General features: G+C 54.4%; 18 protein-coding genes. 15 read left to right on the top strand and 3 right to left on the bottom strand.

From position 1 onward, the window contains the following. Positions 1-24 precede the first annotated feature (24 nt). Positions 25-2814, bottom strand: a complete 2790-nt coding sequence (locus K0H79_RS11205) for an insulinase family protein (RefSeq protein ID WP_220075856.1) — start codon at positions 2812-2814, stop codon at positions 25-27. 165 nt (positions 2815-2979) lie between these two features. On the opposite strand from K0H79_RS11205, the gene sixA reads away from it, so the two are divergent. Then, positions 2980-3450, top strand: a complete 471-nt coding sequence (gene sixA, locus K0H79_RS11200) for a phosphohistidine phosphatase SixA (protein ID WP_220075855.1) — start codon at positions 2980-2982, stop codon at positions 3448-3450. A 129-nt stretch (positions 3451-3579) separates the two neighbouring features. Here the strand turns inward: sixA and smrB are convergent, their stop codons facing one another. Then, entirely contained in the window at positions 3580-4110 is a 531-nt protein-coding gene (gene smrB / locus K0H79_RS11195; protein WP_220064895.1) for an endonuclease SmrB, read from the bottom strand. 79 nt (positions 4111-4189) lie between these two features. On the opposite strand from smrB, the gene prmB reads away from it, so the two are divergent. The 5 genes from prmB (at position 4190) to K0H79_RS11170 (ending at position 8928) form a co-directional block, all read left to right on the top strand. After that, positions 4190-5134 (top strand): 50S ribosomal protein L3 N(5)-glutamine methyltransferase, encoded by a 945-nt coding sequence (prmB, locus tag K0H79_RS11190; RefSeq protein ID WP_220064894.1) that lies wholly within the window; start codon positions 4190-4192, stop codon positions 5132-5134. Between the two features lie 73 nt (positions 5135-5207). Further along, the gene (aroC, locus tag K0H79_RS11185) at positions 5208-6305 is read left to right on the top strand and encodes a chorismate synthase (protein ID WP_220075853.1); all 1098 of its coding nucleotides are present in this window, start codon (positions 5208-5210) and stop codon (positions 6303-6305) included. Between the two features lie 26 nt (positions 6306-6331). Beyond that, positions 6332-7483, top strand: a complete 1152-nt coding sequence (locus tag K0H79_RS11180; RefSeq protein WP_220067892.1) for an MFS transporter — start codon at positions 6332-6334, stop codon at positions 7481-7483. 53 nt (positions 7484-7536) lie between these two features. After that, positions 7537-8661: an ATP-NAD kinase family protein gene (locus tag K0H79_RS11175; RefSeq protein ID WP_220075852.1), complete on the top strand. Its 1125-nt coding sequence runs from the start codon at positions 7537-7539 to the stop codon at positions 8659-8661. Positions 8662-8664: 3 nt separating this feature from the next. Beyond that, positions 8665-8928, top strand: coding sequence for a YfcL family protein (locus K0H79_RS11170; protein WP_220075851.1), 264 nt, complete (start codon positions 8665-8667; stop codon positions 8926-8928). A 160-nt stretch (positions 8929-9088) separates the two neighbouring features. Here K0H79_RS11170 and mnmC read toward each other — a convergent pair whose 3' ends face one another. After that, positions 9089-10858 (bottom strand): FAD-dependent 5-carboxymethylaminomethyl-2-thiouridine(34) oxidoreductase MnmC, encoded by a 1770-nt coding sequence (mnmC, locus tag K0H79_RS11165; protein WP_220075850.1) that lies wholly within the window; start codon positions 10856-10858, stop codon positions 9089-9091. 142 nt (positions 10859-11000) lie between these two features. Between mnmC and fabB the strand changes: the two genes are divergently transcribed. From fabB to purF, 9 genes are all read left to right on the top strand, one after another. Next, positions 11001-12212: a beta-ketoacyl-ACP synthase I gene (gene fabB / locus K0H79_RS11160; RefSeq protein ID WP_220075849.1), complete on the top strand. Its 1212-nt coding sequence runs from the start codon at positions 11001-11003 to the stop codon at positions 12210-12212. 121 nt (positions 12213-12333) lie between these two features. Continuing rightward, positions 12334-13461 carry a 4-phosphoerythronate dehydrogenase gene (locus K0H79_RS11155; RefSeq protein ID WP_220075848.1) on the top strand — a complete coding sequence of 376 codons (1128 nt, stop codon included), beginning with the start codon at positions 12334-12336 and terminating at the stop codon, positions 13459-13461. Between the two features lie 5 nt (positions 13462-13466). Beyond that, positions 13467-14483, top strand: a complete 1017-nt coding sequence (locus K0H79_RS11150) for an aspartate-semialdehyde dehydrogenase (protein ID WP_220064887.1) — start codon at positions 13467-13469, stop codon at positions 14481-14483. Positions 14484-14661: 178 nt separating this feature from the next. After that, positions 14662-17445: a FimV/HubP family polar landmark protein gene (locus tag K0H79_RS11145; RefSeq protein ID WP_220075847.1), complete on the top strand. Its 2784-nt coding sequence runs from the start codon at positions 14662-14664 to the stop codon at positions 17443-17445. Positions 17446-17563: 118 nt separating this feature from the next. After that, complete coding sequence (truA, locus tag K0H79_RS11140; protein WP_220075845.1) at positions 17564-18349, top strand: tRNA pseudouridine(38-40) synthase TruA; 786 nt, start codon at positions 17564-17566, stop codon at positions 18347-18349. A gap of 112 nt (positions 18350-18461) precedes the next feature. Continuing rightward, positions 18462-19727 carry a bifunctional tetrahydrofolate synthase/dihydrofolate synthase gene (folC, locus tag K0H79_RS11135; RefSeq protein WP_220075844.1) on the top strand — a complete coding sequence of 422 codons (1266 nt, stop codon included), beginning with the start codon at positions 18462-18464 and terminating at the stop codon, positions 19725-19727. A 12-nt stretch (positions 19728-19739) separates the two neighbouring features. After that, entirely contained in the window at positions 19740-20414 is a 675-nt protein-coding gene (gene dedD / locus K0H79_RS11130) for a cell division protein DedD (protein WP_220075843.1), read from the top strand. A 104-nt stretch (positions 20415-20518) separates the two neighbouring features. Beyond that, a complete protein-coding gene (locus K0H79_RS11125; protein WP_011760260.1) occupies positions 20519-21007 on the top strand; it encodes a CvpA family protein in 489 nt (162 codons plus the stop codon). A gap of 44 nt (positions 21008-21051) precedes the next feature. Further along, on the top strand, positions 21052-22566 hold the full coding sequence (purF, locus tag K0H79_RS11120) for an amidophosphoribosyltransferase (protein WP_011760259.1): 1515 nt from the start codon (positions 21052-21054) through the stop codon (positions 22564-22566). The last annotated feature ends 327 nt before the right edge of the window (positions 22567-22893 follow it).

Here is a 22893-nt window from a genome sequence, read left to right as displayed (position 1 = left end):
CCCCACTGGTATGCCAGAGGCCTTTCACAAATGGAATTTGTCCGAATGCAGTTTAAAGGTCCGCAGGTCTGTGATCATCTTGTCTGAACTCAACGCCTGTAGGTGCCTGTGCTGCTCCCCGGTACTGAAGAGTACCAAGCGGTCGCAGTGCTTGGTGCGCATGCGCTGCATCATGAATTTAATCAGGTCTGCACGTGTCAGTTTTTCGATTTCGGCCACCACCAATTCCCGTTGATTAAACCCGTAGTCCTTGTTACCTATGCTTGCCCAATAGCGTTGTCCCCGGGTCTTTAAATTGGCGTCATGTTCCATCACCTGGTTAATGAGGCCCGTCTTGGTGGATTCCCACTGCTCTTTGGTGATTTGCATGACCGCGTAGCTGAAGTCGGCAATGAACTCGTCAATGGCTTCAAGAAGTTGCAATGGCCCCGCCGACGGTGATTGGATGTAAAAAATCATTCCCGGATGCCGGTTAAGTGGCAAATAGCCGGTGCCGACCATATAGCCAAGTTGTTGCTCTGTTCTGAGCTCATGGAAGAAAGTGGACGACATTGTGTGATTCATCAGCGCAAACAGTGCCATTTTTTCTGGGGTCGCACTCGGAGACTGGTAGTAAACAATGATGGCGCTGTCCTGATGGCTAATAGTGAGCTCGCGCAGCATGGTGCCTTTGCCGGTTAGGTTGACCAGCTCCCTGGCAGACTCGCCACTCGGTGTGGAGACCAGCGACAGAATGTGGCTCAGGCGGTGCCCCAGTGCCTTGGCTTCCTGAGTGAGCCAGTCACCATACACCAAGCCTTCGAGGTAGATTTTTTCGTAAAACGCCCTAACGTGCTCATGCAAATCTTCCAGCGTGCATTCTTCCAGCATTTCGGCCATGCGCAGTGGCTCATAGGAGCGCCGCTGCAAGGTAACCGTTAAGCTGGTAAAGAGCTGAGAAATGGGCTTTGCCTGGGCTGCATTGTACCAACTGCGAAGGAGCTGCCGTTTGATGACATTGAAGCGCTCCTGCGTGAAGTTGCGTTCTCTGGCTTTACTGATAAGCAGCGCGAGTAAGGTTTCCTGGTTGCCTGTGAAACCGCTCAAATGCAAGGTTAATCCACCCTGATGGGGGTAGATGTTGTAATTAAGGCCAGCGACTTCTGCGGGATAGGTGTACTCGGTGAGGTAGTCCAGCAGCATTTCCACATACAGGCGGGTCAGGGCGGCGTTGCGCGGGTCCTGACTGGCCTGCTCTGAGTCGAGCGATAAAAACAGGTGTCCCTTGGGGACATTAAATTCGTCGTCCTTTTTGTGCCACAGTCTGTAACCTGTTGCTTCAGCGACCACGGTGGGAACCGGTGAGAGACTTTTATCTGGCCGTGCCTGTGCATCTTCAACGATAAAAGGGTTTGGTTCAGGAAGCCTAAGTCCATTGGTATCCCCCTTGGGGCGCCAGCGGCTAAGCTCTTGCTCCTCAAGCGGTCTGGACGCATACGGCGTGTGATACCAGTTCGCCTGCCGGTTGGTATCAACTTCCTGGCAGACCAACTGGACGCGCAGGTTATCCAGTGACATCTGTGACAGCAGCGACTCGCACTCTGCGATGTCCAGTCCGTCCATGCGATAGTCACCGAAAATCAGATCTTCCACGCCATAATGATGCATGTTGATTGACAAATGGCTCGCCAAATCAATGGCCTTGATTTGTTCCTGATAACGAAAGGCAAGTTTAAGCAGGCTTGCCCGTTCGCGATAACGCCATTCTTCAAGTCCCTGGGATTTAATCATCTCCAGGTATTCAAAGGTCAGGCGAATGATATCGTCCAGTTTGCCCAGGCCCCTGTCGGTCAGCTGGAAGCTGATGTTGTAATCCTTGAAGTTGTAACCATTCACACCGCCACCGGCAGAGAGTTGATTCACCCAGCCTTTTTCTTTGAGCAGAGCCTGCAGGCTGCCCTCACTTTCGTTCCCCAGAAGATGGCTTAAAAAGGTCAGGGGTTTATGACGGTAAAATTTATCTATGCCAGGCAAGGGGAAGGTGAGGGTAAGGCGTTTTTGCTCCTTGAGCGGAATGGCCTGCACCCAGGTGCCCAGTTCGTTGTCTGAATACAGCGGCACCTCGGGGTAACGCTTCTTAAGTCCGGTATTTTTGATAGCCCCAAAGTACTGTCGTGCCATAGAATCCAGTGCGGTGAGTGGCTCGGGTGAAACCAGGCACAAGGTCATCAGGTTGGCACTGTAATGGGTCTGGTAAAACTGCAGCAGTTCTTCGCGCAGTTCATCCTGATCCCCGCCAAGGGTATCAAGATTTCCGACCGAAAACTTGGAAAAGGGATGGGCCGGATTTACCGTTTCCTTATGCACCTGATACATGCGGCGCACGTCATCTTTAAGCTTAAGACTGTATTCAGATTCAATAGCTTGCCGCTCGCGGTCAACCAACTCACGGTTAAAGGCCGGGGCAATAAAAAACTGGCTGAACCTGTCCAGCGACTCATCAAAAACGTCAGCATTGATGGTAAAGAAGAAATTGGTGTGCTCAGTGCCCGTCCAGGCATTGTTACTGCCGCCATGCTGATTGATAAAGGCATGATATTCGGCCGGGTCCGGGTATTTTTCGGTGCCTAAAAAAAGCATGTGCTCCAAAAAATGCGCCATACCCAGGCGCTGAGCCGGGTCGTCAAAATGGCCGACATTCACGGCCATGGAGGCCGCTGCCTGACTTGCCTGTGGATCCGAAACCAGCAGTACCCTCAGCGCGTTGTCGAGAACCAGATACTGGTATTGACGGTGATCGTTGGGACTGGTGAGAGGGAACTGGTTGACTGGCAAGGCAAGTCTCCGTCGGCAAGGGTTCGTTATATATTGATAGGCAGACAGGTTTTTGGCAAACAATCCGTGGGACTGTCGACTAAAGATTAACGCTTTTTCAGTTTGTCACAGTATCAATTCGGGCTACAATTGGCGCGAAATAACAGTTGAGGCGGCAAAAGAAGTATGCAGCTATTTTTGATGAGGCACGGCGAGGCCGGTTATCAAGCCCAATCCGACAGAGACCGTACCCTTACCGATACCGGGCGTTATCATACCCGGCTCATGAGTAACTTTTTGAATCGTCTCGTTACCGATTTTGATTTGGTACTGGTCAGTCCTTATTTGCGGGCACAGCAGACCTGGCAGGAAGTAGCAACCCATTTCCCTGAACCCCGCAAGTGGGTCACGGCCGATGAGTTGGTACCTTCAGCCGATCCGGCTGCGGCAGCGAGTCTTATCCTTGCTTATGCCGAGCAATACAAGGCGGATAAGGTACTGGTGATTTCGCACATGCCATTGCTGGGGTATCTGGTGAGCGAGCTGGTAGCCGGCATCGAGCCGCCACTGTTTGCGACTTCAGGCGTTTGCTTGTTGGATAAGCACGCCGAGCAATGCCATCAGGTGTGGATGCACAACCCCCACACCATCAGCTGAACAGTGCGCACCAGAGCCTAAAAGCAAGAGTTTCAGAGATAAAAAGCAGCCCATTTGGCTGCTTTTTATTTTGGGTTAGTCATCAGTACCTGAGTTGCGTTTGTACCTTAATCCAGCAACATGGGTCGGTTAGCGCCTGTGGGGCTGGTCGCCCAGGTCAATCAACACCAGCAGCGCTGCATCGCCACCCCATTCTTTGGGCGCCTGATGAAATCCCAGCACCTTGGGATGCTGTGCAAGCCAAAGGGGTATCTGCTGTTTCAGCACCCCAGTGCCATAGCCATGCATCACACTGACACACTGGCACTGCTCGCGAATCGCCGCTTCAATCAGGGCAGCCAATTCCAGCTTGGCTTCGGTCTGACGCATACCATGCACATCCAGAATCAGATCGGGCACATAGTCACCCCGGCGCAGGCGTTTAAGCACCAGATTATCCGCGTGGTCGGCGCGCCAACGCATGGGACCATCTACCGGCAACAGCGGCTGAAAGGTATCGGAGAAATAATGGTTGGCCGCGAGCTGTGGCGCCTGCTCAGTGAGCTCGGCCTTGGTTTTCAGCGGCGTACCAAAGTGTTGTTTATCCTGTGTCAGAGGGCGAATGCCATCGACCAGCGCCTGAAAATCTTCCAGGCCTTCGTGGGAGATAATCTTAGTCATGGCGCTATTTTATTGAATCCTGTGCCAAGAGAACAGAGTTCAGTTACAATGCCCGCAAACCTTAGAGCGGGAGCTTGTTTTGGATAAGATATTTGTTGATGAAGCCGTTACCGAGCTTCGCACCATTGGCGATATGCTGCGTTGGGCCGTGAGCCGTTTTAACGATGCCAAGGTGTATTACGGTCATGGTACCGACAATGCCTGGGATGAGGCTGTCGCTCTGGTGTTTCATGCCTTGCACCTGCCTGACGATTTGGGCCGTGAAGTCATTAACGCCAATCTCACCAGCAGCGAAAAACACAAAATCGTTGAGCTGATTATCCGCCGGGTACGTGAGCGCCTGCCAGTGCCTTATCTGACCAACCGCGCCTGGTTTGCCGGTCTTGAGTTTTATGTGGACGAGCGGGTACTGGTGCCACGTTCGCCCATCGCCGAAATGATAGAAGACCGTTTCGGCCCTTGGCTCTACAACAAACCGGTGAACCGGGTTCTGGATTTGTGCACCGGCAGTGGTTGCATTGCCATCGCCTGTGCCCACACCTTTGAGGAAGCCGAAGTGGACGCGCTGGATATCAGCGAAGATGCATTGGATGTGGCCCAGATTAACGTGGAATCCCATGGTCTGGTAGAACGGGTGTTCCCAATGCAGTCTGATTTGTTCTCTGCTATCCAAAAAGGTCCCCAGTACGATCTGATTGTGTCCAACCCGCCCTATGTGGATGAAGAAGACATCGGCGATATGCCGGACGAGTACCACCACGAACCAGCCATAGGTTTGGCCTCCGGTCGCGATGGCCTGGACATCACCAAGCGTATTCTGGCCAACGCCGCCGACTACCTGACGCCATCGGGCATTCTGGTAGTGGAAGTGGGTAACTCCATGGTGCATCTGATGGAGCAATTCCCTGAAGTGCCTTTTACCTGGGTAAGCTTCGAGCGAGGTGGCGACGGGGTGTTTGTACTCACCCGCGACCAGCTAGTTGAAAATGAATCACTGTTCGCCATCTATAAAGATAGGGAATAATGGGTCAGCCCCGGTAGCGCCGGGGCAAGCCACTGAGGTTAAGCATTAAACAGACAAGAGGATACGGGCGCGGATGTCGGGGAACAGCATAGGTCAGAATTTTGTGGTTACTACCTTTGGCGAGAGCCATGGGGTGGCGCTCGGTTGCATTATCGATGGTTGCCCTCCGGGCCTCGAGCTTACCGAAGCCGACATGCAGCATGATCTCGACCGTCGCCGTCCGGGCACTTCCCGCTACACCACGGCGCGGCGCGAGCCCGACGAAGTGCGTATCCTGTCGGGTGTTTTTGAAGGCAAGACCACAGGAACCTCCATCGGTCTGATGATTGAAAACACCGATCAGCGCAGCCAGGACTACAGCAATATCAAAGACCTGTTCCGCCCCGGTCACGCCGATTACACCTATCAGCAAAAGTACGGCCTTCGCGACTACCGCGGTGGCGGCCGCTCCTCTGCCCGTGAAACCGCCATGCGGGTTGCGGCCGGTGCGGTGGCGAAAAAGTACCTCAAGGCCGTTCACGGCATCGAGATTTACGGCTTCCTGTCGCAACTTGGCCCCATTGAGGCTGAGCACATCGACCGCGGGCAGATTGAGCAAAACGCCTTTTTCTTCCCCGATGCCAACAAGCTTGAGGCGCTGGATGAATACATGCGCGAGCTGAAAAAGTCCGGCGACTCCATCGGCGCCAAGGTCAGCGTGATTGCCACCAATGTGCCTGTGGGCCTGGGTGAGCCTGTATTTGACCGCCTCGATGCCGATATTGCCCATGCGCTGATGGGCATCAATGCCGTGAAAGGCGTGGAAATTGGCGATGGTTTTGCGGTGGTGACCCAAAAGGGTTCCGAACACCGTGACTTGATGTCACCGGAAGGTTTTGCCAGCAACCATGCCGGTGGTGTGCTCGGCGGCATTTCCTCAGGCCAGCCGATTGTGGCCCATATGGCGCTTAAGCCAACCTCCAGTATCAGCATCCCCGGCGAGAGCATGACGGTGCAGGGCAACACCGCGGAAGTGGTTACCAAGGGCCGTCACGACCCCTGCGTTGGCATTCGCGCCGTGCCTATTGCAGAGGCCATGTTGGCGATTGTATTGATGGATCATCTGCTCAGACACCGGGCGCAAAACCAGCACGTGCACAGCGAAACGCCTGTGCTGGGGATGCGCTCTTAAGGAAAATCGTGTTCAAAACAGCACCCATGAGCGCCGAGGTTCAGTTACGCTGGCTCGGCGCCTGTTATTTCTTCTTCTTTGCCATTCTCGGCGTCATGGTGCCTTACCTTGGCGTATTCTTCGAATCCCGCGGCTTTAACGCCACTGAAATCGGCTCTCTGCTTGCCATTCTTATGGCCACCCGCATCATTGCACCTAATCTGTGGGCCATAGTCGCCGACAAAACCGGGATGCGCAGCGAGCTGATTAAAATTGGCGCCGGTGCCGGTGCGCTTACCTATTTAAGCTTTTTCCATCCGGGCGCCTTCTGGTACATGGTGGTCAGCCTCACGGTGTACACCTTTTTCTGGAATGCGATTTTGGCGCAGCTGGAGGTGATCACTCTTGAGACACTCGGCGATAAGCCCCAGCGCTATGGCGTCATCAGAAGCTTTGGCAGTCTGGGTTACATAGTGCTGGTGGTGGCCGCCGGGTTTGCTATCGGTCACTGGGGCCCCGAAGTGTTGCCATACATAGGCATGGGCCTCTTTGCCGGTATGCTGGCGGCCTGTTTGCCGTTGCCCGCCAATCGGGTGAAGGTAAGCCGCGATACGCCCAAGGTCAAAATCAAACTGGCCGGGCCCATCGGCTGGTTTTTATTGTCGGCCATTTTACTGCAAATGAGCGCCGGGCCTTTTTACGGCTTTTTCGTGCTGTATTTGAAAGACGCCGGTTACAGTGAGGCCACCGCAGGCCTCTTTGTCGCCCTTGGGGTGATTGCCGAGATCGTCATGTTTATGCTCGCACCGAGGCTGCTTGGTAAATACGGCATCAAGCCGCTGCTGTTTATCAGTATTCTATTGACTGCATTTAGATGGTTAATGATGGCCTGGGGCGTTGAGAGTCTCTTCTGGTTGTCCCTGAGTCAGCTGTTGCATGCCTTTACCTTCGGCTTGGTGCATGCCGCCTCAATCCAGTTTATTCACCAGCAGTTTGATGTGAGCCGGCGCAGCACAGGGCAGGCGCTCTATGCCAGTCTCAGTTTTGGTGTTGGCGGGGCGCTGGGGACCTGGGCCTGTGGCCTGGTCTACAGCTACAACCCAAGCCTTTGCTGGGTACTGGCGGCAGCTTTTGCCTTTGTGGCGGCGCTGTTGGTGTTACCGCTGCCCGGGCGTAGAGTCGAAGCGGCTGCCCATTAAACACAAGTCACAGTTACAACAGAATAAGACGTACCCTAAGCAAGAGGAAAACCATGGCCAGTAAGTTCAGATTGGGCCTTATTATTAACCCGCTGGCGGGGCTTGGCGGCAGCGTTGCCCTTAAAGGCAGTGACGGCGTGGCCGAAGAAGCGCTGGCGCGGGGCGCCCAGCCCCGGGCTCATCTGCGGATGCGCACGGCGCTGGAGCAGGTGCTGCCCTATAAAGCGCGGTTTATCATTCATACTGCCGCAGGCAGCATGGGGGAAGACCTGTGCCGTGAACTCGGCTTCGAGGTGCAGGTGCACTATCAATCCAAAGGCGAGCTAACCACGGCAAATGATACCCGTGAGGCGGTGAAGGCCTTGGCCAGTGAGACCCTGGATTTGTTGCTCTTTGCCGGTGGTGATGGCACCGCCCGCGACGTGTTTGCCGAAGTTGATGAGCAGCAGGTAGTGCTGGGGGTGCCGGCCGGAGTAAAAATCCATTCGGGTGTCTATGGTATTACCCCCAAGGCGTCTGGGCTGGTGCTCAAGATGTTGATGCAGGGCGAACTGGTGTCGCTGATGAGCGCCGATGTGATGGATATCGACGAAGAGGCCTTTCGTCAGGGCAGGGTAAGGGCACGCCGCTTTGGCGAAATGCTGGTACCGGCCGAGCCCCGTTATGTTCAGGCTGTGAAGATGGGCGGCAAGGAAGTCGATGAGCTGGTGCTTGCCGATATTGCCGCGGAAATTGTCTCTGAGATGGACGATAGCCTCTATATCATGGGCTCCGGCAGTACAGTGGCGGCCGTGATGGAAGAGCTAGGGCTCGATAACACCCTGCTTGGGGTGGATCTGGTTCAGGACCGCACGCTTATCGCCTCGGATCTGACCGCTCAGCAGTTGCTTGAGCAAACCGAAAATCAGCCACTTAAGCTCGTTATTACCCTCATTGGTGGCCAGGGGCATATCCTTGGCCGCGGTAATCAGCAGTTGTCACCGGCGCTTATTCGGCGGGTAGGCAAAGAAAATATTTTGATTGTTGCCACCAAAACCAAGCTTAAAGCCCTTGAAGGGCGACCGCTTATCGTGGATAGTGGCGACCCAGAGCTGGACCAGGCCTTGACTGGTTATTATCGGGTAGTGACAGGCTACCGCGACTATGTGATGTATCAGGTCGCAAATCCGACGGAGTAACAGATGTTTGAGAAATACGACACCGCCCTGGATAACTGGATTGAGGGCATAGTAGCGAGCGGCGATGATGACGCCCTGTTCGCCAGCGGCTACTTGCAGGGCCACTTTGCCGTGGCTTTGGCCGAGCTTGAAACCGACGGCGACATCGATAATGCGCTTTTGGACGGCAAGATGGAAAAGTGCCTTGAGACCGCCCGTGGTGAGCTGTCTGACGCCGACTATGCGCTGGTGGAAGCCGCCTGGGCTCAGCTGCGCGGCCAGTTTTAACTGTTAAAGCCGCCAGGCATTGAAGACAGAACCGCCAGGCATGGAAGACAGAGCCTACGGGTATCGAACACCAAGTCGCTTGGCATCAAATACGAAAAAGGCAGGTTAACCCTGCCTTTTTGCTTTTTGTAACTAAGCTGTTGTCAGTCCAGTGCTGTTGTCAGTCCAGCGCCTTGCCTTTTTTAAGCTTCCTGAGCCACATCCGGTTGGGGTTTAACGCATCCATTACGCCCGGCTCCAGCACAGGCACAGTGCCAGAGAGGCTGTCTGCCAGGCACTCCGCAATCAGCGGGCCGCTGGATAATCCCCGCGAGCCGAGACCCGAAAAGATATAAAGCCTGGGATGCACAGGCGCAGCATGGCTTTGCCAGTACTGGGCCCCTTTGGGGCCATGGCCAACTGCCTCATATTGGGCCTGAATGGCTGCCACATCGGGCGCGGCGCCCGCCATCGGCAGATGATCGCGGCTTACCATGCGAATACCTGCGCGGGCGCTTTGGCCGCTGATATCCAAATCTTTCACCCAATCTTTGCCGGGATAGCTTTCCTGCATCTTGTGTAGATTTTCCTGCTGCTCCTGCTCGCGATACTCGACTGAGGTATCAGCCCGCACATAACTTGCGCCCATGCAGTGGCTGCCGCTATCGCCTGGCGTGAAATAACCATGGGCGCAGAGCACGGTTTTAAGCTGCCCAAGCTTGCCTTGGGTGGGCACATGGCTCACCTGACCACGAAAGGGGGCCAGTTGCAGCGCCTGGGTTTGGGCAAGTTCGGTTATCCGGTGGCCGGTGGCCAGCACCAGCTCCTTCGTATCCATGTCGCCTGCCGGAGTGCACAGGCGCCAGCCATCACAGGTTTGCTCAATCGCAGTGATGGTCACATCGAAATGGCACTCAAGCCCCAGGGCTTTGGCTTCTGCGATGGCAGCTTCACAGAGTTTGGCCGGCGACACCCAGCCGCCGTGGGGGTAATAGATGCCGCCCTTATCGATGGCGACTCCGGCGATGTGATTAGCCTTGTCGGCATCTACCCTCACGGCCACTTCTTTGGGCCAGGTTTTTCCCAAAAGTTTTTCAATGCGCTCGGCGGCGCGCTCATCATGGCCGGTTTGCAGTACGCCACAAAAATCAAAGGGCAGGGAATGATGGGCGAGAGACTCGACAAAGCGTTTGGCATACAAAAAGGCTGGCACAAACAGCCGGGTCAAATGATCGTCTTCCGGCGTCAGCAGCGGATAAATGGCGCCCTGGCGATTACCGGAGGCGCCCATGCCGGGTGCGCTGTCGGCACAGCAAAGCTTAACCTTATGGCCACGGCGAAGCAGCGACAGCGCAAGGCTTGCACCTGCCACACCAGCGCCGACAATGCTTATGTCTTTTGGTTTGAAAGGGGGCTTAACGGAGAGCATTGCTGGCATGCCTGGCTTGGTATCGCCAATCAGTATGCTGCCCTGGTGTATAAGCTCAAGCGCTGTCTGCTCAAATTGCCCGGTGGCGCAAATAAGCACATCGATACTGGCTTTATCAAAGGTAGCGAGTGTGGCAGCTTTGTTTTGCTCACAAAGGTAAAAGTCGAGCCAGCAATTGTCATCAAGATGAAACCTTTGTCCGCCTTTAATGTGGCTCGCGGCCATGGCAAAGGGCGAGAGCGGGTGGCTGGCATTCTCAGCCAGGGCGTCAAGCTCAGCTTCATCTTTTAGCAGCATGATGATCTGTAATGGCTTTTTGCCCGTATGCTGTATGCTGGTGATTGAGGTGTTGCTGACATTGGCAGCATTTGTCTCAAGATAAGCTGAATTAGCCTGCGCCGCAGCGAGTAACCACTGCCAAAGCGGAGGTTCAGGCAGCGCCTCAAACAGCACAACACAGGGGCCTTCAGGCAGGGGCAGTGATGATGGCAAGGCCATATCGATGGCAAAAAACTCGGGCATGGGGCTAAAAAAATTTACTCGATGTCGCGAAATTGGCATTATTTTACCGCCCTTTATGGAAAGCTGACCACTTAAAAGCGCCAAAGGGGATACTATTGGCGCACTAAAATTGGTACTCCCAGTACGGAATGGATAGTAAAACATGAAAAGAGTCGTTATCACCGGCATTGGCATCGTTTCCAGTATCGGTAACAACAAACAAGAAGTGACCGAATCACTCAAGGCCGGACGCAGCGGTATTACCCATTCCGCTCAGTTTGAAGAGATGCAGCTTCGCAGCCACGTGTGGGGCGATATCAAGTTGGATCCCGCTGAGCACATCGACAGAAAAGCGCTGCGTTTCATGGGCGACGCAGCTGCCTATGCTTACCTCGCCATGCAGGAAGCCATCAGTGATGCCAACCTGACTGAAGAGCAGTATTCCAATCCACGCGTGGGCCTGGTTGTGGGTACCGGCGGTGCCTCTTCTTCGAACCAGGTACAGGCCGCCGACACCCTGCGTGAGAAAGGTGTGAAGCGCGTAGGTCCTTACATTGTGCCTCGCATCATGGCATCTACTGCCTCAGCCTGTTTGGCAACCCCATTCAAGATCAAAGGCTTCAACTACTCAATCAGCTCTGCCTGTGCCACCTCTGCCCACTGTATCGGCCATGCTGCCGAACTTATCCAAATGGGTAAGCAGGACATGGTATTCGCCGGCGGCGCGGAAGAGCTGGACTGGACACTGACCATGGGCTTCGACGCCATGGGCGCGCTGTCTACCAAGTACAATGAGACCCCTGAAAAAGCCTCACGTACCTATGATGCAGACCGCGACGGTTTTGTTATCTCCGGTGGCGGCGGAATTGTGATTGTGGAAGAGCTGGAGCATGCGCTGGCCCGCGGCGCCAAGATCTACGCCGAAGTTATCGGTTATGGTGCCTCTTCAGACGGTTACGACATGGTGGCCCCAAGCGGTGAAGGCGCCATGCGCTGCATGCAGATGGCCCTGGCCGATGTGGACACCCCAATCGACTACATCAACACCCACGGTACTTCTACTCCTGTGGGTGACGTGCGCGAGCTCGAAGCCATCCGTGAAGTCTTTAAAGACAAGGTTCCACCTATCGCCTCAACTAAGTCGCTGACCGGTCACGCCCTGGGCGCTGCCGGTGTTCACGAAGCCATCTATAGCCTGCTGATGATGGAAAATGGGTTTATCGCCGCTTCTGCCAACGTGGAAAACGTTGATCCTCAGGCTGCTGATATGCCAATCGTGACCCAGTGCCGCGACGCTGAACTCACCACAGTGATGAGCAACAGCTTCGGTTTCGGTGGCACCAATGCCACGCTGGTGATGCGCAAGTACCGCTAAGCGGCAGCGTTAATCGCTTTTGCGACCACAGTTTTCGCAAATTTAAAAGGGAAGCCAGGCTTCCCTTTTTTATTGTCTGTTACAATCCGCCCCAATCGCCAAAGAAGGAAAGTCGACAGAGATGAAAATTATCGCGGACGAGAATATGCCCTATGTGGATGTACTCTTCGGGGAGCTTGGGGAGATTGAATACGTCAACGGCCGCACTCTGGCACCAGAGCAATTGGCCGATGCCGATGTGCTCTTGGTGCGCTCTGTGACCCGGGTTAATGAAGCACTGCTTTGCCAAAACCAACAGCTTAAGTTTGTTGGCAGCGCCACCATAGGGACAGACCATGTTGACAAAGCCTATTTGGAAAGCCGGGGGATACCCTTTACCAATGCCCCCGGGTGCAATGCCACTGCGGTAGGTGAATATGCGTTTATTGCCATGCTGGAGCTGGCGCAGCGCTATCAACAGCCACTTAAAGCTAAAAAAGTGGCAGTCATCGGTGCCGGGAACACAGGCACTGCAGCCGCCCGTTGTCTGGAAGCCTACGGCGTGGAGTATCGGCTGTGTGACCCCCTGTTGGCAGCGCAAGGCGACAATCGCCAGTTTTACGACCTCGATGAGCTCATTGCCTGGGCCGATGTGGTAAGTCTGCATGTGCCAATCACTAAAGTGGGCGACTATCCCACCTGGTATTTGTTTGACCAACAACGCCTTGAAGCCCTTAAACCCGATGCCTGGCTGCTCAATTGCTGCCGCGGTGAGGTGATAGACAATCGTGCTCTCATTGCGGTGAAGCAAACTCGAGCCGATATCAAGCTGGTGCTCGATGTGTGGGAAGGTGAACCCAGCCCCATGTTGGCGCTGGTGCCACTGGTGGATATTGCCACGCCGCACATTGCCGGTTACAGCCTCGAAGGCAAGGCCAGAGGCACCTTTATGCTGTATCAGGCGCTGTGTCATGAGCTTGGTTTAAGAGCCGACAAGAGCCTGGACACCTTGCTGCCACCGTTTCGTTTGAGTTCGGTTTGCCTGCAGTCAGAGCCAGATGAAAAGGCGCTGCTGAGTCTGTGTCGCAGCGTATATGACCTGCGGGATGACGACTGGCAATTCCGCCAAAGTGGCACCGATAGCCTGGGTTTTGACAAAATGAGAAAAAATCACCGTCACAGACGCGAATTCAGCGCCCTTAAGCTGGAAAGTGCTAAGGGATCTGAGGTAAATTGGTTGTCCTTTTTGGGTTTTTCTAACGTCGGTTGAGTATTATGTCGCAGGAATTTAATGTCGTAGTTTTGGGTGCATCGGGCGCCGTGGGTCAGACCATGATCGAGATCCTCGAAGAGCGCAATTTCCCCGTTGCCAATCTGTTCCCTCTGGCCAGTGCCCGCAGCGCCGGTGATACCGTAAGCTTCCACGGTAAACAGGTGGAAATTCTTGACGTTGAAACCTTTGACTGGTCACAGGCTCAAATCGGTTTCTTCTCTGCCGGTGGTGATGTGTCTGCCAAGTGGGCACCTATTGCCGCAGAGCACGGCTGTGTGGTTATCGACAATACTTCACACTTCCGCTATGACCTGGATATCCCGCTGGTTGTGCCCGAAGTGAACCCTGAGGCCATTGCTGATTTCCGTAACCGTAATATCATTGCCAACCCCAACTGCTCCACCATCCAAATGTTGGTGGCGCTTAAGCCCATTTACGATGCCTACGGAATCGATCGCATCAACGTGTGCACTTATCAGTCGGTATCCGGTACCGGTAAAAAGGCTATCGAAGAGCTGGCTGGGCAGTGTGCCAAGCTGCTGCAGGGACTGCCAATCGAACCAAGCGTTTATCCAAAGCAAATAGCCTTTAACGTGCTGCCGCATATCGATAAATTCCAGGACAATGGTTACACCAAGGAAGAGATGAAGATGGTGTGGGAGACCCGCAAAATCTTCGGCGACGACTCGATTCTGGTAAACCCGACTGCGGTGCGTGTGCCAGTGTTTTACGGTCACTCCGAAGCCGTGCACATTGAAACCCGTGACCCGGTGGATGCCGACACGGTAAAAGCACTGCTGCGTGATGCTCCCGGTGTGGTGCTGTTTGAAGACGATGATGATTATCCAACCGCCGTTACCGACGGTGCAGGCCAGGATCCTGTGTATGTTGGCCGCGTGCGAAACGACATCTCTCACCCCAACGGGATCAACCTCTGGGTGGTGTCAGATAACATTCGCAAAGGCGCTGCGCTGAACAGCGTACAAATTGGTGAAATTCTCATCCGCGATTACCTGTAAAAATACACCGAAGTCGCTGACTTTGTTGAAAAAGCCCGCAATGAGCGGGCTTTTTTTGTTTTACATTTGTGAACAGTAGCAGGGCTTGGAATTCTGGTTTATAGTAATCTCAATAAATACAATTGCCTAAAGCAAGTCGTCATCGGGCGTACCTTGAGCGCTTGAAAGGGAATAATTGATGAACTTTCGTACCTCCTATCTCGTGGGCTTCCTGGCCTCTGTTCTGGCCGTATCCACCATTCCCCAGTTCTCCGAAGTCAGAGCAGCTGAGCCGCTCAAAATCACAGGTCCGGACGGTCAAAGTCGTGAAGCCCAGTCACGTCAGTATGGCCCAACTACGGTGCAGGACACCTTCTGGAGCATCGCCCAAAAAGTGCGTCCGGATAACAGTGTCAGCGTTTATCAGGTCATGGCGGCTATTTATGATGCCAACCCCCATGCCTTCAGCGGTGCCAATTACAATACCCTCGAAAAAGGCATGATACTGCTCATTCCCTCCAAAGAGGTGATGCTGGCTATTCCCAAAAATCTGGCTCAACAAAGAGCGCTGGAGCAAGACAGGGCGTGGCGCACCGGCAAGGTAGAGCCCAAGCAGGCTGCAGCCAAACCCGCCACAGCTAAACCTGCCGTGCAGGAAGAGCCTAAAGCCGTTACCGAGCCCGTCAAAGTTGAAGCGAAACCCGCTCCTGTACCCGCGGTGGATCCCAAACTGGTCGAAGAAAACCAGGCCCTGTCGGCCGAGATCAGTCGTCTGACCGAAGAGCTTAATGTACGCAAAAATGATGTTGAGTCGCTGAGTGCTCAGGTCGAGCAGCTAACCGAAGAAGTACAAACTCTGAAAGCCAACCTGGCTGCAACAACGGAAGAGTCGGAAGCGCTGAGGACTGAAAACAAAACGCTGAAACAGGCGCAGGCACTGGCGGAGGTTGAAGCCAATAAGCCTGGCGAACTGTGGCGCAGTCTGATGGATAGTCCCCTGATGCTTATCCTGGGCGCCGTTGTGCCCGCACTCCTTATTTTGATGGCGGTTTGGCTGTTCCTGCGCCGTCGCCGTGGTGGAGCTGATGCTGATGTGGGTGAAACACCTAAATCTGCTAATGCCTCACTGGTAGCGGCCGCTGCCGCGGGCGCTGTTGCGGTAGCCGCCAGCGCCGATGAAGAGGAAATGGCTATTCGTCTGGATCCAGACGAAGAGGAATCACTGGATTCATTGCTGGACATGGGCAATGTCGATCTGGCGCCTGAAACCTTACCCGAAGAAGCGTCAGCAGATCTTTTTGTCGAGCAAGCCGATGATTTTGCCGATGATGGTCAGTCACTGGATGACCTCTGGGCCGAAGCCATGGGCGAGCAGGAGGATGGTGAGCAGGGCGCAGAGACTGAAGCCGATTTGGACGCCTTGATGGCAGGCCTTGAGGCCGAACCCCCCTCTGACAGCGAGGAAGAAGATTTGGATGCCCTGCTGGCAGGCTTCGATATGCCGGAAGAGGCAGTCAGCACTGCCATGGAAGCTGAGGGTGAAGACAATGATTTAAGCAGCGCCATCGCAGCCGAGCTTGAAGCCGAACTTGCCGATGGCGACGACACTGCCAATGAAGACGACCTCGATGCCTTGCTGGCGGGATTTGATGCGCCTGTCGAAGCTGAAATCGTCGAGAAAGAGGACGATTTAACCGATGCCATTGCCGCCGAACTCGAGTCTGAATTGACGGCAAATGATGACGTCAGCAGCGATGAGGATCTCGATGCGCTGTTGGCGGGTTTTGATGCGCCGGCGGTCAGTGACGAAGGCGAGGCCGAAGCACAAACAGCCGTATCCGGTAGCGAGGATACCGATCTGTCTGATGCGATTGCCGCTGAGCTTGAAGGCGAAGTTGCCACAGACTCTGACACAGAAGAAGACCTTGATGCATTGCTGGCTGGTTTTGCGTCAGAGAGTACGACGGTAGACGCAGACGCCCCCAAACTGGCAGATGCTCAGGACGACCTCAGTCTGGTTGATGATGCCTTTGCCAAAGCGCTGGAGAGTGAGCTTTCTGTGGCTGAGGATGGCGCTGATGAGGACTTGAGCGCACTGCTGGCTGACTTCGATAAGGCGGAAGAGGCGCCCCTTGAGGATATTACAGCAGGCCTTGGCGATGAGCTGCCCCTTAGCGATGAAGACGAAGATCTTGACTCTTTACTGGCCGGTTTTGATAAAGAAGAAGAGACCGGACTTGAAGACGCTGCGTTAGCTGCGGCGGCGGTTGCGACTGCGGCCTCAATCAGTGCAGCCAAATCGGATAAAGATTCAGAGCAAGCATCAGAGAAAGACAAGACCGCAGAGCAAGGTGCCCATGATGCAGACCCTGTGGCGGTGTCAGCCAAAGATTCTGGCTTCTTTGATGATCTCAAGGGTAAAAAAGGTGCTGCAGGCAGCAATATGCTGGAGTGGGAAAGTATCACCCCGCCAGATACGAAAAGGCCTTCATTGGATGTAAGTGATGATGAGCTGCTGTCAGCCTTTGCTGCAGAACATGACGACTCAGATGACGATGCCTTTGTGCTGGATGTGGACGCCGACCACAGCATGACAGTGGATGAAGCGCTGGCGGCACTGGATGCCAGTGAACAGTCCAAGCGGCAGAGTAAAGTGGAAATGGAAGCCGATCTCAGTAACTTCCAGAAAGAGAATGGCTTTATTGATATCGATAAGCTGCTCAATGATGCCGATGATACCGAGCCAGAACCCTATCGTGAGCTGGACATGGATATAGGCGAAGTCGAAAGCCTGATTGGCGATGCCGCCATGGTCGACGTGGACGACGAAGAAAATTCGGTCAATGCCAAACTGGACTTGGCCCGTGCCTACATCGAAATTGACGACAAAGACAGTGCCAAGGCCCTGCTCAAAGAAGTGGAAATGGACGGTAACGAGCGGCAAAAACAGGAAGCTGCCAACTTACTGCAAGACATAGGTTGAATCAGTTAAGTCCTGATAAAAACGGCGCCCCGAGCGCCGTTTTTTTATGCCCTCGATAGGCAGCGAATGTGGTAATATCGCCGCGCTTTATCGATTTTGACTGGCAGGAAATTTAAAAATGCGCATCGCTCTTGGGATTGAATACGACGGCAGCAAGTTTTATGGCTGGCAGCGCCAGGCCGAGGTGAACTCGGTTCAGGCAGAGCTTGAGAGGGCGCTGTCCATCGTCGCCAACGAGCCCATCGAGGTGCAGTGTGCGGGTCGTACCGACGCAGGGGTACACGCCACAGGCCAGGTAGTGCATTTCGATACCAACGCCGTCAGAAAAGAAGGCGCCTGGACGCTGGGAGTGAACGTTCACCTGCCTGATGATATCGCAGTGCGCTGGGCCATGCCGGTGAGCGATGATTTCCATGCCCGTTTTTCTGCCACTGCCCGCCGTTATCGTTACGTTATCTTCAATCACAATTTCCGTCCCGGCATTTTGCGCAAGGGCGTGAGCCATTATCACGGTGATATTGACGTGGAGCGGATGCACGATGCCGCTCAGGCGCTGATCGGTGAGCGGGACTTTACCAGTTTTCGCGCCATTGGCTGCCAGTCCAATACGCCGTTTCGCAATGTCCACAAGGTGAGCGTAAGCCGCCATGGCATGTATATCGTGGTCGACATTCAGGCCAATGCCTTTTTGCACCATATGGTGCGCAATATCGTCGGCTCCCTGCTGGAAATCGGCCTTGGCAACCAACCGCTTGACTGGATGGCGACCTTGCTTGAGGCCAAAGACAGAAGCCAGGCCGCCGCCACCGCCAAGCCCCACGGACTTTATTTGGTAGATGTGACTTACCCGGAGAGTTTTGGTTTGCCCAAGCTGTCCCTCGGTCCGCTTTTTATGCCAGACTGAGCCTGCGGCGACATTCAACCTGGATAATGCGCCCGCTTAGACGGGTGATATCCGCAACAAGTGATAACCACAACAACAACTATTCAAATTAAGTGGAAGCAAGGATACGTTAATGACACAGGTGCATGCCATGGCCCCGGATTCAGGTGCCACCCTTGGCGAGTGGTTGGATTATCTGCTTGCCATTCACCCCACTGAAATTGATATGGGGTTAGCGCGGGTCACTGAGGTGGCACAGCGACTGGGGGTACAGTCCCTGGGCGATACCCTGGTGGTCACCGTTGGTGGCACCAACGGCAAGGGCAGTACCTGTGCCATGCTGGAAAATATTTTGCGCCACGCGGGATACCGGGTCGGGGTATACAGCTCGCCTCACATCCTTCATTACAACGAACGAATTCGTATCGATGGCGCGGATGCCCTTGATGCGGACATCATTCAGGCCTTCGAGCGGATTGAATTGGCGAGGGAGAGTATCTCGCTGACCTTCTTCGAGTTTGCCACCCTGACAGGACTCATGCTGTTCAAACAGGCCGGATTGGATGTCGCCATATTGGAAGTGGGCCTGGGCGGTCGCCTGGACGCCACCAATCTGGTGGACGCCGATATTGCGGTAGTGACCTCTGTTGATCTCGACCATCAGGCGTATTTGGGCAATACCCGTGAGTCGGTAGGACGGGAAAAGGCCGGCATTTTCCGCGCAGGCCGGCCTGCTATCGTTGGCGAGCCTGACATGCCTTCGACGGTGGCCGAGGTGGCAAACCACTGTGGTGCGCTTCTTTATCGGGTAGGGCAGGATTTTCGCTATCAGCGCGGGCAGGCATCCTGGTCGTATCAGGGCAGGCAGCGCAGCCTGACCAACATGCCTTTGCCGCAATTACCGCTCCCCAATGCTGCCACTGTTATTGCTACCTGCGAAGCCATTGGTGAGCGTTTGGATTTGCCAGATGCTGTGGTGATTGAAGGTATAGCCACGGCGCGCCTCGCCGGCAGGCTGGAGGAACTCAGCCAATCACCGCTGGTTATCGCCGATGTGGCGCACAACCCCCATGCGGCGCGCTTTTTAAAGTCTGAGTTGGTTCGCTGGCCGGGTAAACGTGTGCTGGCGCTCTGCGGTATGCTCAAAGATAAAGATTACCGTGAAGTATTGAATATCATGCATCCGGCAGTTGCAGCCTGGTATCTGGTGACACTGGAAGGCGAACGTGGCACCCGCGCGTCGGAACTTGCCACAGCCTTGCCCACAGGGGCAAAGGCTCACACCTTTGACACTATGCAGCAAGCCCGTGAGGCGATACTCAAGGATGCGGGCGATGGGGATGTGGTAATTGTGTTTGGTTCTTTTTACACTGTATCCGGATTTAAATCATTAGCTTAAAGGGAAGCCATTTTGTCCAGTCAGTTTCAAAACCGTTTGGTTGGCACCATAGTGATGGTGGCCTTGGGAGTGATTTTTTTGCCTGACTTGTTGGACGGCAAAAAAGACCGGGTGCAGGAAGAGTTTGCCGAGATCCCATTACGGCCCCAAAACCCGGTGATGAATGCACCGGAGGAAAGCTTCAAGGTGGAAGAACTGGGCAGCCTGGAACTGACTTCCCAGGATACTGACGCCGATGCCGAGCAGACCCAGGCACTGGCGGCTGCTACCACTGATGAGTCGAAAGAGGACAACACGGCATCGTCAAGCCAGGCCTCCAATCCCCCTTCAACCTCGCCCTCAACCCAAAGCGCCAAGGTAAACGACACGCCCAAAGACGAGCCTGTAGTTGCCAAAGCGGTGACGACACCGCCAAAATCTGAGCCCAAAGCCGCGCAGCAAGCCGCCTGGACCTTGCAATTGGGTGCCTTCAGTAACGCCGGTAATGTGGATGCGCTGGTGAAAAAACTGCGCAGCGCCGGCTTCAAGGCTTACACAGTGCCCACCAAGCCCGTTGATGGCAGCCTGACCAAGGTATTTGTTGGGCCTGATGTGTCTCAGTCCAAAATTGAGCGCCTCAAAACCGAAGTGGAAGCCCTTACTCAGCTTAAGGGTAAGGTCATTGCCTACAACCCGCTGGAGCGTTGAGTCAATCGCCCCCGTGGGATTTATTTCGGCAACGGGGGTGAGAATCTTGTCACTCTCTGGTAGAATCGCGCCGATTCGAAAAGCCACCCGGAAAACGACCTTCCATGGTTTGGATTGATTACGCCATTATTTTTATTATCGGACTGTCCACCCTTATCAGTCTGATCCGCGGCTTCGCCAAAGAAGCCATGTCTTTGCTGGTGTGGTTTGCTGCCTTTTTTGTCGCCAGCCAATTCTATGAAGATCTCGCCGTTCACCTGACTCAGCTGCAGGATGAAATGCTTCGTAACGGCGTGGCCATTGCTATTCTCTTTGTAACCACCCTAATCCTCGGCGCCCTGGTGAATTACATCCTGGGCCAATTGGTGGCCAAAACCGGTTTATCGGGTACCGACAGACTCCTGGGTCTGTGTTTCGGTGCCTTGCGCGGCGCACTGATTGTCAGTGCGATTTTGTTTTTCATGGATGCCTTCACCGGCGCTCCCAACACCCCCTGGTGGAAGGAGTCCCGACTGGTGCCCGAATTCGGGGTTGTGATCCAGTGGTTCTTCCACTATCTGGAAAACACCTCAAGCTTCGTACCCAAAATATAAAAATTAGCTAAACAACAGAACATCTTAAAAGAGGACACTCTCCCATGTGTGGTATCGTCGGAATAGTTGGCCATTCCTCGGTTAATCAGACCATCTATGACGCACTGACAGTGCTTCAACACCGTGGTCAGGATGCAGCCGGGATAGTCACGGTAGACAATGACGCGTTCAGGCTCCGTAAGGCTAACGGACTGGTGCGTGATGTGTTTGAACCCAAACACATGCAGCGCCTGCAGGGTAACGCCGGTATCGGCCATGTGCGTTATCCCACCGCCGGGAGCTCCAGCTCCTCAGAAGCCCAGCCGTTTTACGTTAACTCGCCTTTTGGTATTTCTCTGGCCCACAACGGCAACCTGACCAACACTCAGGATCTGTCGGCTCGCCTCAAGCAGCAGCGTCGCCACGTGAACACCACATCGGATTCTGAAGTGCTGCTGAACCTGCTTGCCGATGAGCTGCAGCAGGTGCAGAGCGCCCATCTGAGCGCCGATCAGGTGTTTGATGCCGTGGCCAAGGTGCACGCCCAAACACGTGGTGCTTACGCGGTAGTGGCTATGATTGTTGGTGAAGGTCTGGTGGCCTTCCGTGACCCCAACGGCATCCGCCCGTTGGTGCTCGGTAAAAATGAAACTGCGACCGGCACAGAGTACATGGTGGCCTCAGAGAGTGTGGCCCTGGATGCCGTGGGTTTTGAAGTCATCCGCGATGTTGCGCCGGGCGAAGCCGTATACGTCACCCTCGACGGCCAGCTGTTTACCCGTCAGTGCGCCGAAGCACCGCTGTATTCTCCCTGTATTTTCGAATTCGTTTACTTTGCCCGTCCAGACTCCACCATCGACAAGGTGTCTGTCTACGCCAGCCGTGTAAACATGGGCGCCAAACTGGGTGAGAAAATCAAGAAAGAATGGTATGACAACGACATCGATGTGGTTATCCCCATTCCTGAGACCTCCTGTGATATCGCACTGGAAATTGCCCGTGTGATGGACCTGCCTTACCGTCAGGGCTTTGTAAAGAACCGCTATATTGGCCGTACCTTTATCATGCCTGGTCAGCAAGAGCGTAAGAAGTCAGTACGCCGCAAGCTTAACGCCATCAACACCGAGTTCAAGGGTAAAAATGTGCTCCTGGTGGACGACTCCATCGTGCGTGGTACCACGTCTGAGCAGATCATCGAAATGGCCCGCGAAGCCGGTGCCAAGAAGGTGTATTTTGCCTCGGCCGCACCTGAAATTCGTTTCCCCAACGTGTACGGCATCGATATGCCCACCTCCAATGAGCTGATCGCCCACGGACGTGATGCGGATGAAATTGCCAAGCTGATTGGTGCCGACGGTATCATCTTCCAGGATCTGACTGATCTGGTTGAAGCCGTGCGCATGGAAAACCCTGAGATCAAGCGCTTTGAAACATCGGTATTTGACGGTGATTACATCACCGGCGATGTGACTCAGGCGTACCTCGACCACCTCACTCAGCTGAGAAACGATGATGCCAAGGCAAATCGTAACAGCGACGTGGGCACGAATCTCGAGCTGCACAACGTGTGTCACCCATAATCAGTCACGCCCGGGTGGCTAGCTAGCAGATTTCGGTGAATCAAAACCAGCACTCAGGTGCTGGTTTTTGTTTTTGGGGAATTAATAATTCATACCCACAGGGCCTTGGCAAAACACAGCAGCCAAATGGCAAATAGGCTGGTCATACCCAGCTGCGTCAAGGGCGTGGCCCGCAGATAGTTTACCCCAATCGCGCATAGCGGCAGCATGACCCATGGCAGGTGAGCCGGAGGAAGGCACAGTGCTAATCCAAGGGTTAACAGGGCTGCATATAACAGCCATTGATGGCGAGTAATTGAGACTGAACTTTGCATAGTCAAATCCGGG

It is taken from the genome of Shewanella sp. FJAT-52076, from assembly GCF_019457455.1.
In the GTDB taxonomy this organism is placed as follows: Bacteria; Pseudomonadota; Gammaproteobacteria; order Enterobacterales; family Shewanellaceae; genus Shewanella; species Shewanella zhangzhouensis.
Note: the sequence above shows the minus strand (reverse complement) of the source record. Positions and strands in the feature narration are given on the sequence as shown.

Excerpts from the sequence above, each read along its gene's own strand:
- sixA (WP_220075855.1), top strand. The coding sequence starts at position 2,980 with ATGCAGCTATTTTTGATGAGGCACGGCGAGGCCGGTTATCAAGCCCAA.
- smrB (WP_220064895.1), bottom strand. The coding sequence starts at position 4,110 with ATGACTAAGATTATCTCCCACGAAGGCCTGGAAGATTTTCAGGCGCTG.
- aroC (WP_220075853.1), top strand. The coding sequence starts at position 5,208 with ATGTCGGGGAACAGCATAGGTCAGAATTTTGTGGTTACTACCTTTGGC.
- K0H79_RS11180 (WP_220067892.1), top strand. The coding sequence starts at position 6,332 with ATGAGCGCCGAGGTTCAGTTACGCTGGCTCGGCGCCTGTTATTTCTTC.
- K0H79_RS11175 (WP_220075852.1), top strand. The coding sequence starts at position 7,537 with ATGGCCAGTAAGTTCAGATTGGGCCTTATTATTAACCCGCTGGCGGGG.
- K0H79_RS11170 (WP_220075851.1), top strand. The coding sequence starts at position 8,665 with ATGTTTGAGAAATACGACACCGCCCTGGATAACTGGATTGAGGGCATA.
- mnmC (WP_220075850.1), bottom strand. The coding sequence starts at position 10,858 with ATGCCCGAGTTTTTTGCCATCGATATGGCCTTGCCATCATCACTGCCC.
- fabB (WP_220075849.1), top strand. The coding sequence starts at position 11,001 with ATGAAAAGAGTCGTTATCACCGGCATTGGCATCGTTTCCAGTATCGGT.
- K0H79_RS11155 (WP_220075848.1), top strand. The coding sequence starts at position 12,334 with ATGAAAATTATCGCGGACGAGAATATGCCCTATGTGGATGTACTCTTC.
- K0H79_RS11150 (WP_220064887.1), top strand. The coding sequence starts at position 13,467 with ATGTCGCAGGAATTTAATGTCGTAGTTTTGGGTGCATCGGGCGCCGTG.
- K0H79_RS11145 (WP_220075847.1), top strand. The coding sequence starts at position 14,662 with ATGAACTTTCGTACCTCCTATCTCGTGGGCTTCCTGGCCTCTGTTCTG.
- truA (WP_220075845.1), top strand. The coding sequence starts at position 17,564 with ATGCGCATCGCTCTTGGGATTGAATACGACGGCAGCAAGTTTTATGGC.
- folC (WP_220075844.1), top strand. The coding sequence starts at position 18,462 with ATGACACAGGTGCATGCCATGGCCCCGGATTCAGGTGCCACCCTTGGC.
- K0H79_RS11125 (WP_011760260.1), top strand. The coding sequence starts at position 20,519 with ATGGTTTGGATTGATTACGCCATTATTTTTATTATCGGACTGTCCACC.
- purF (WP_011760259.1), top strand. The coding sequence starts at position 21,052 with ATGTGTGGTATCGTCGGAATAGTTGGCCATTCCTCGGTTAATCAGACC.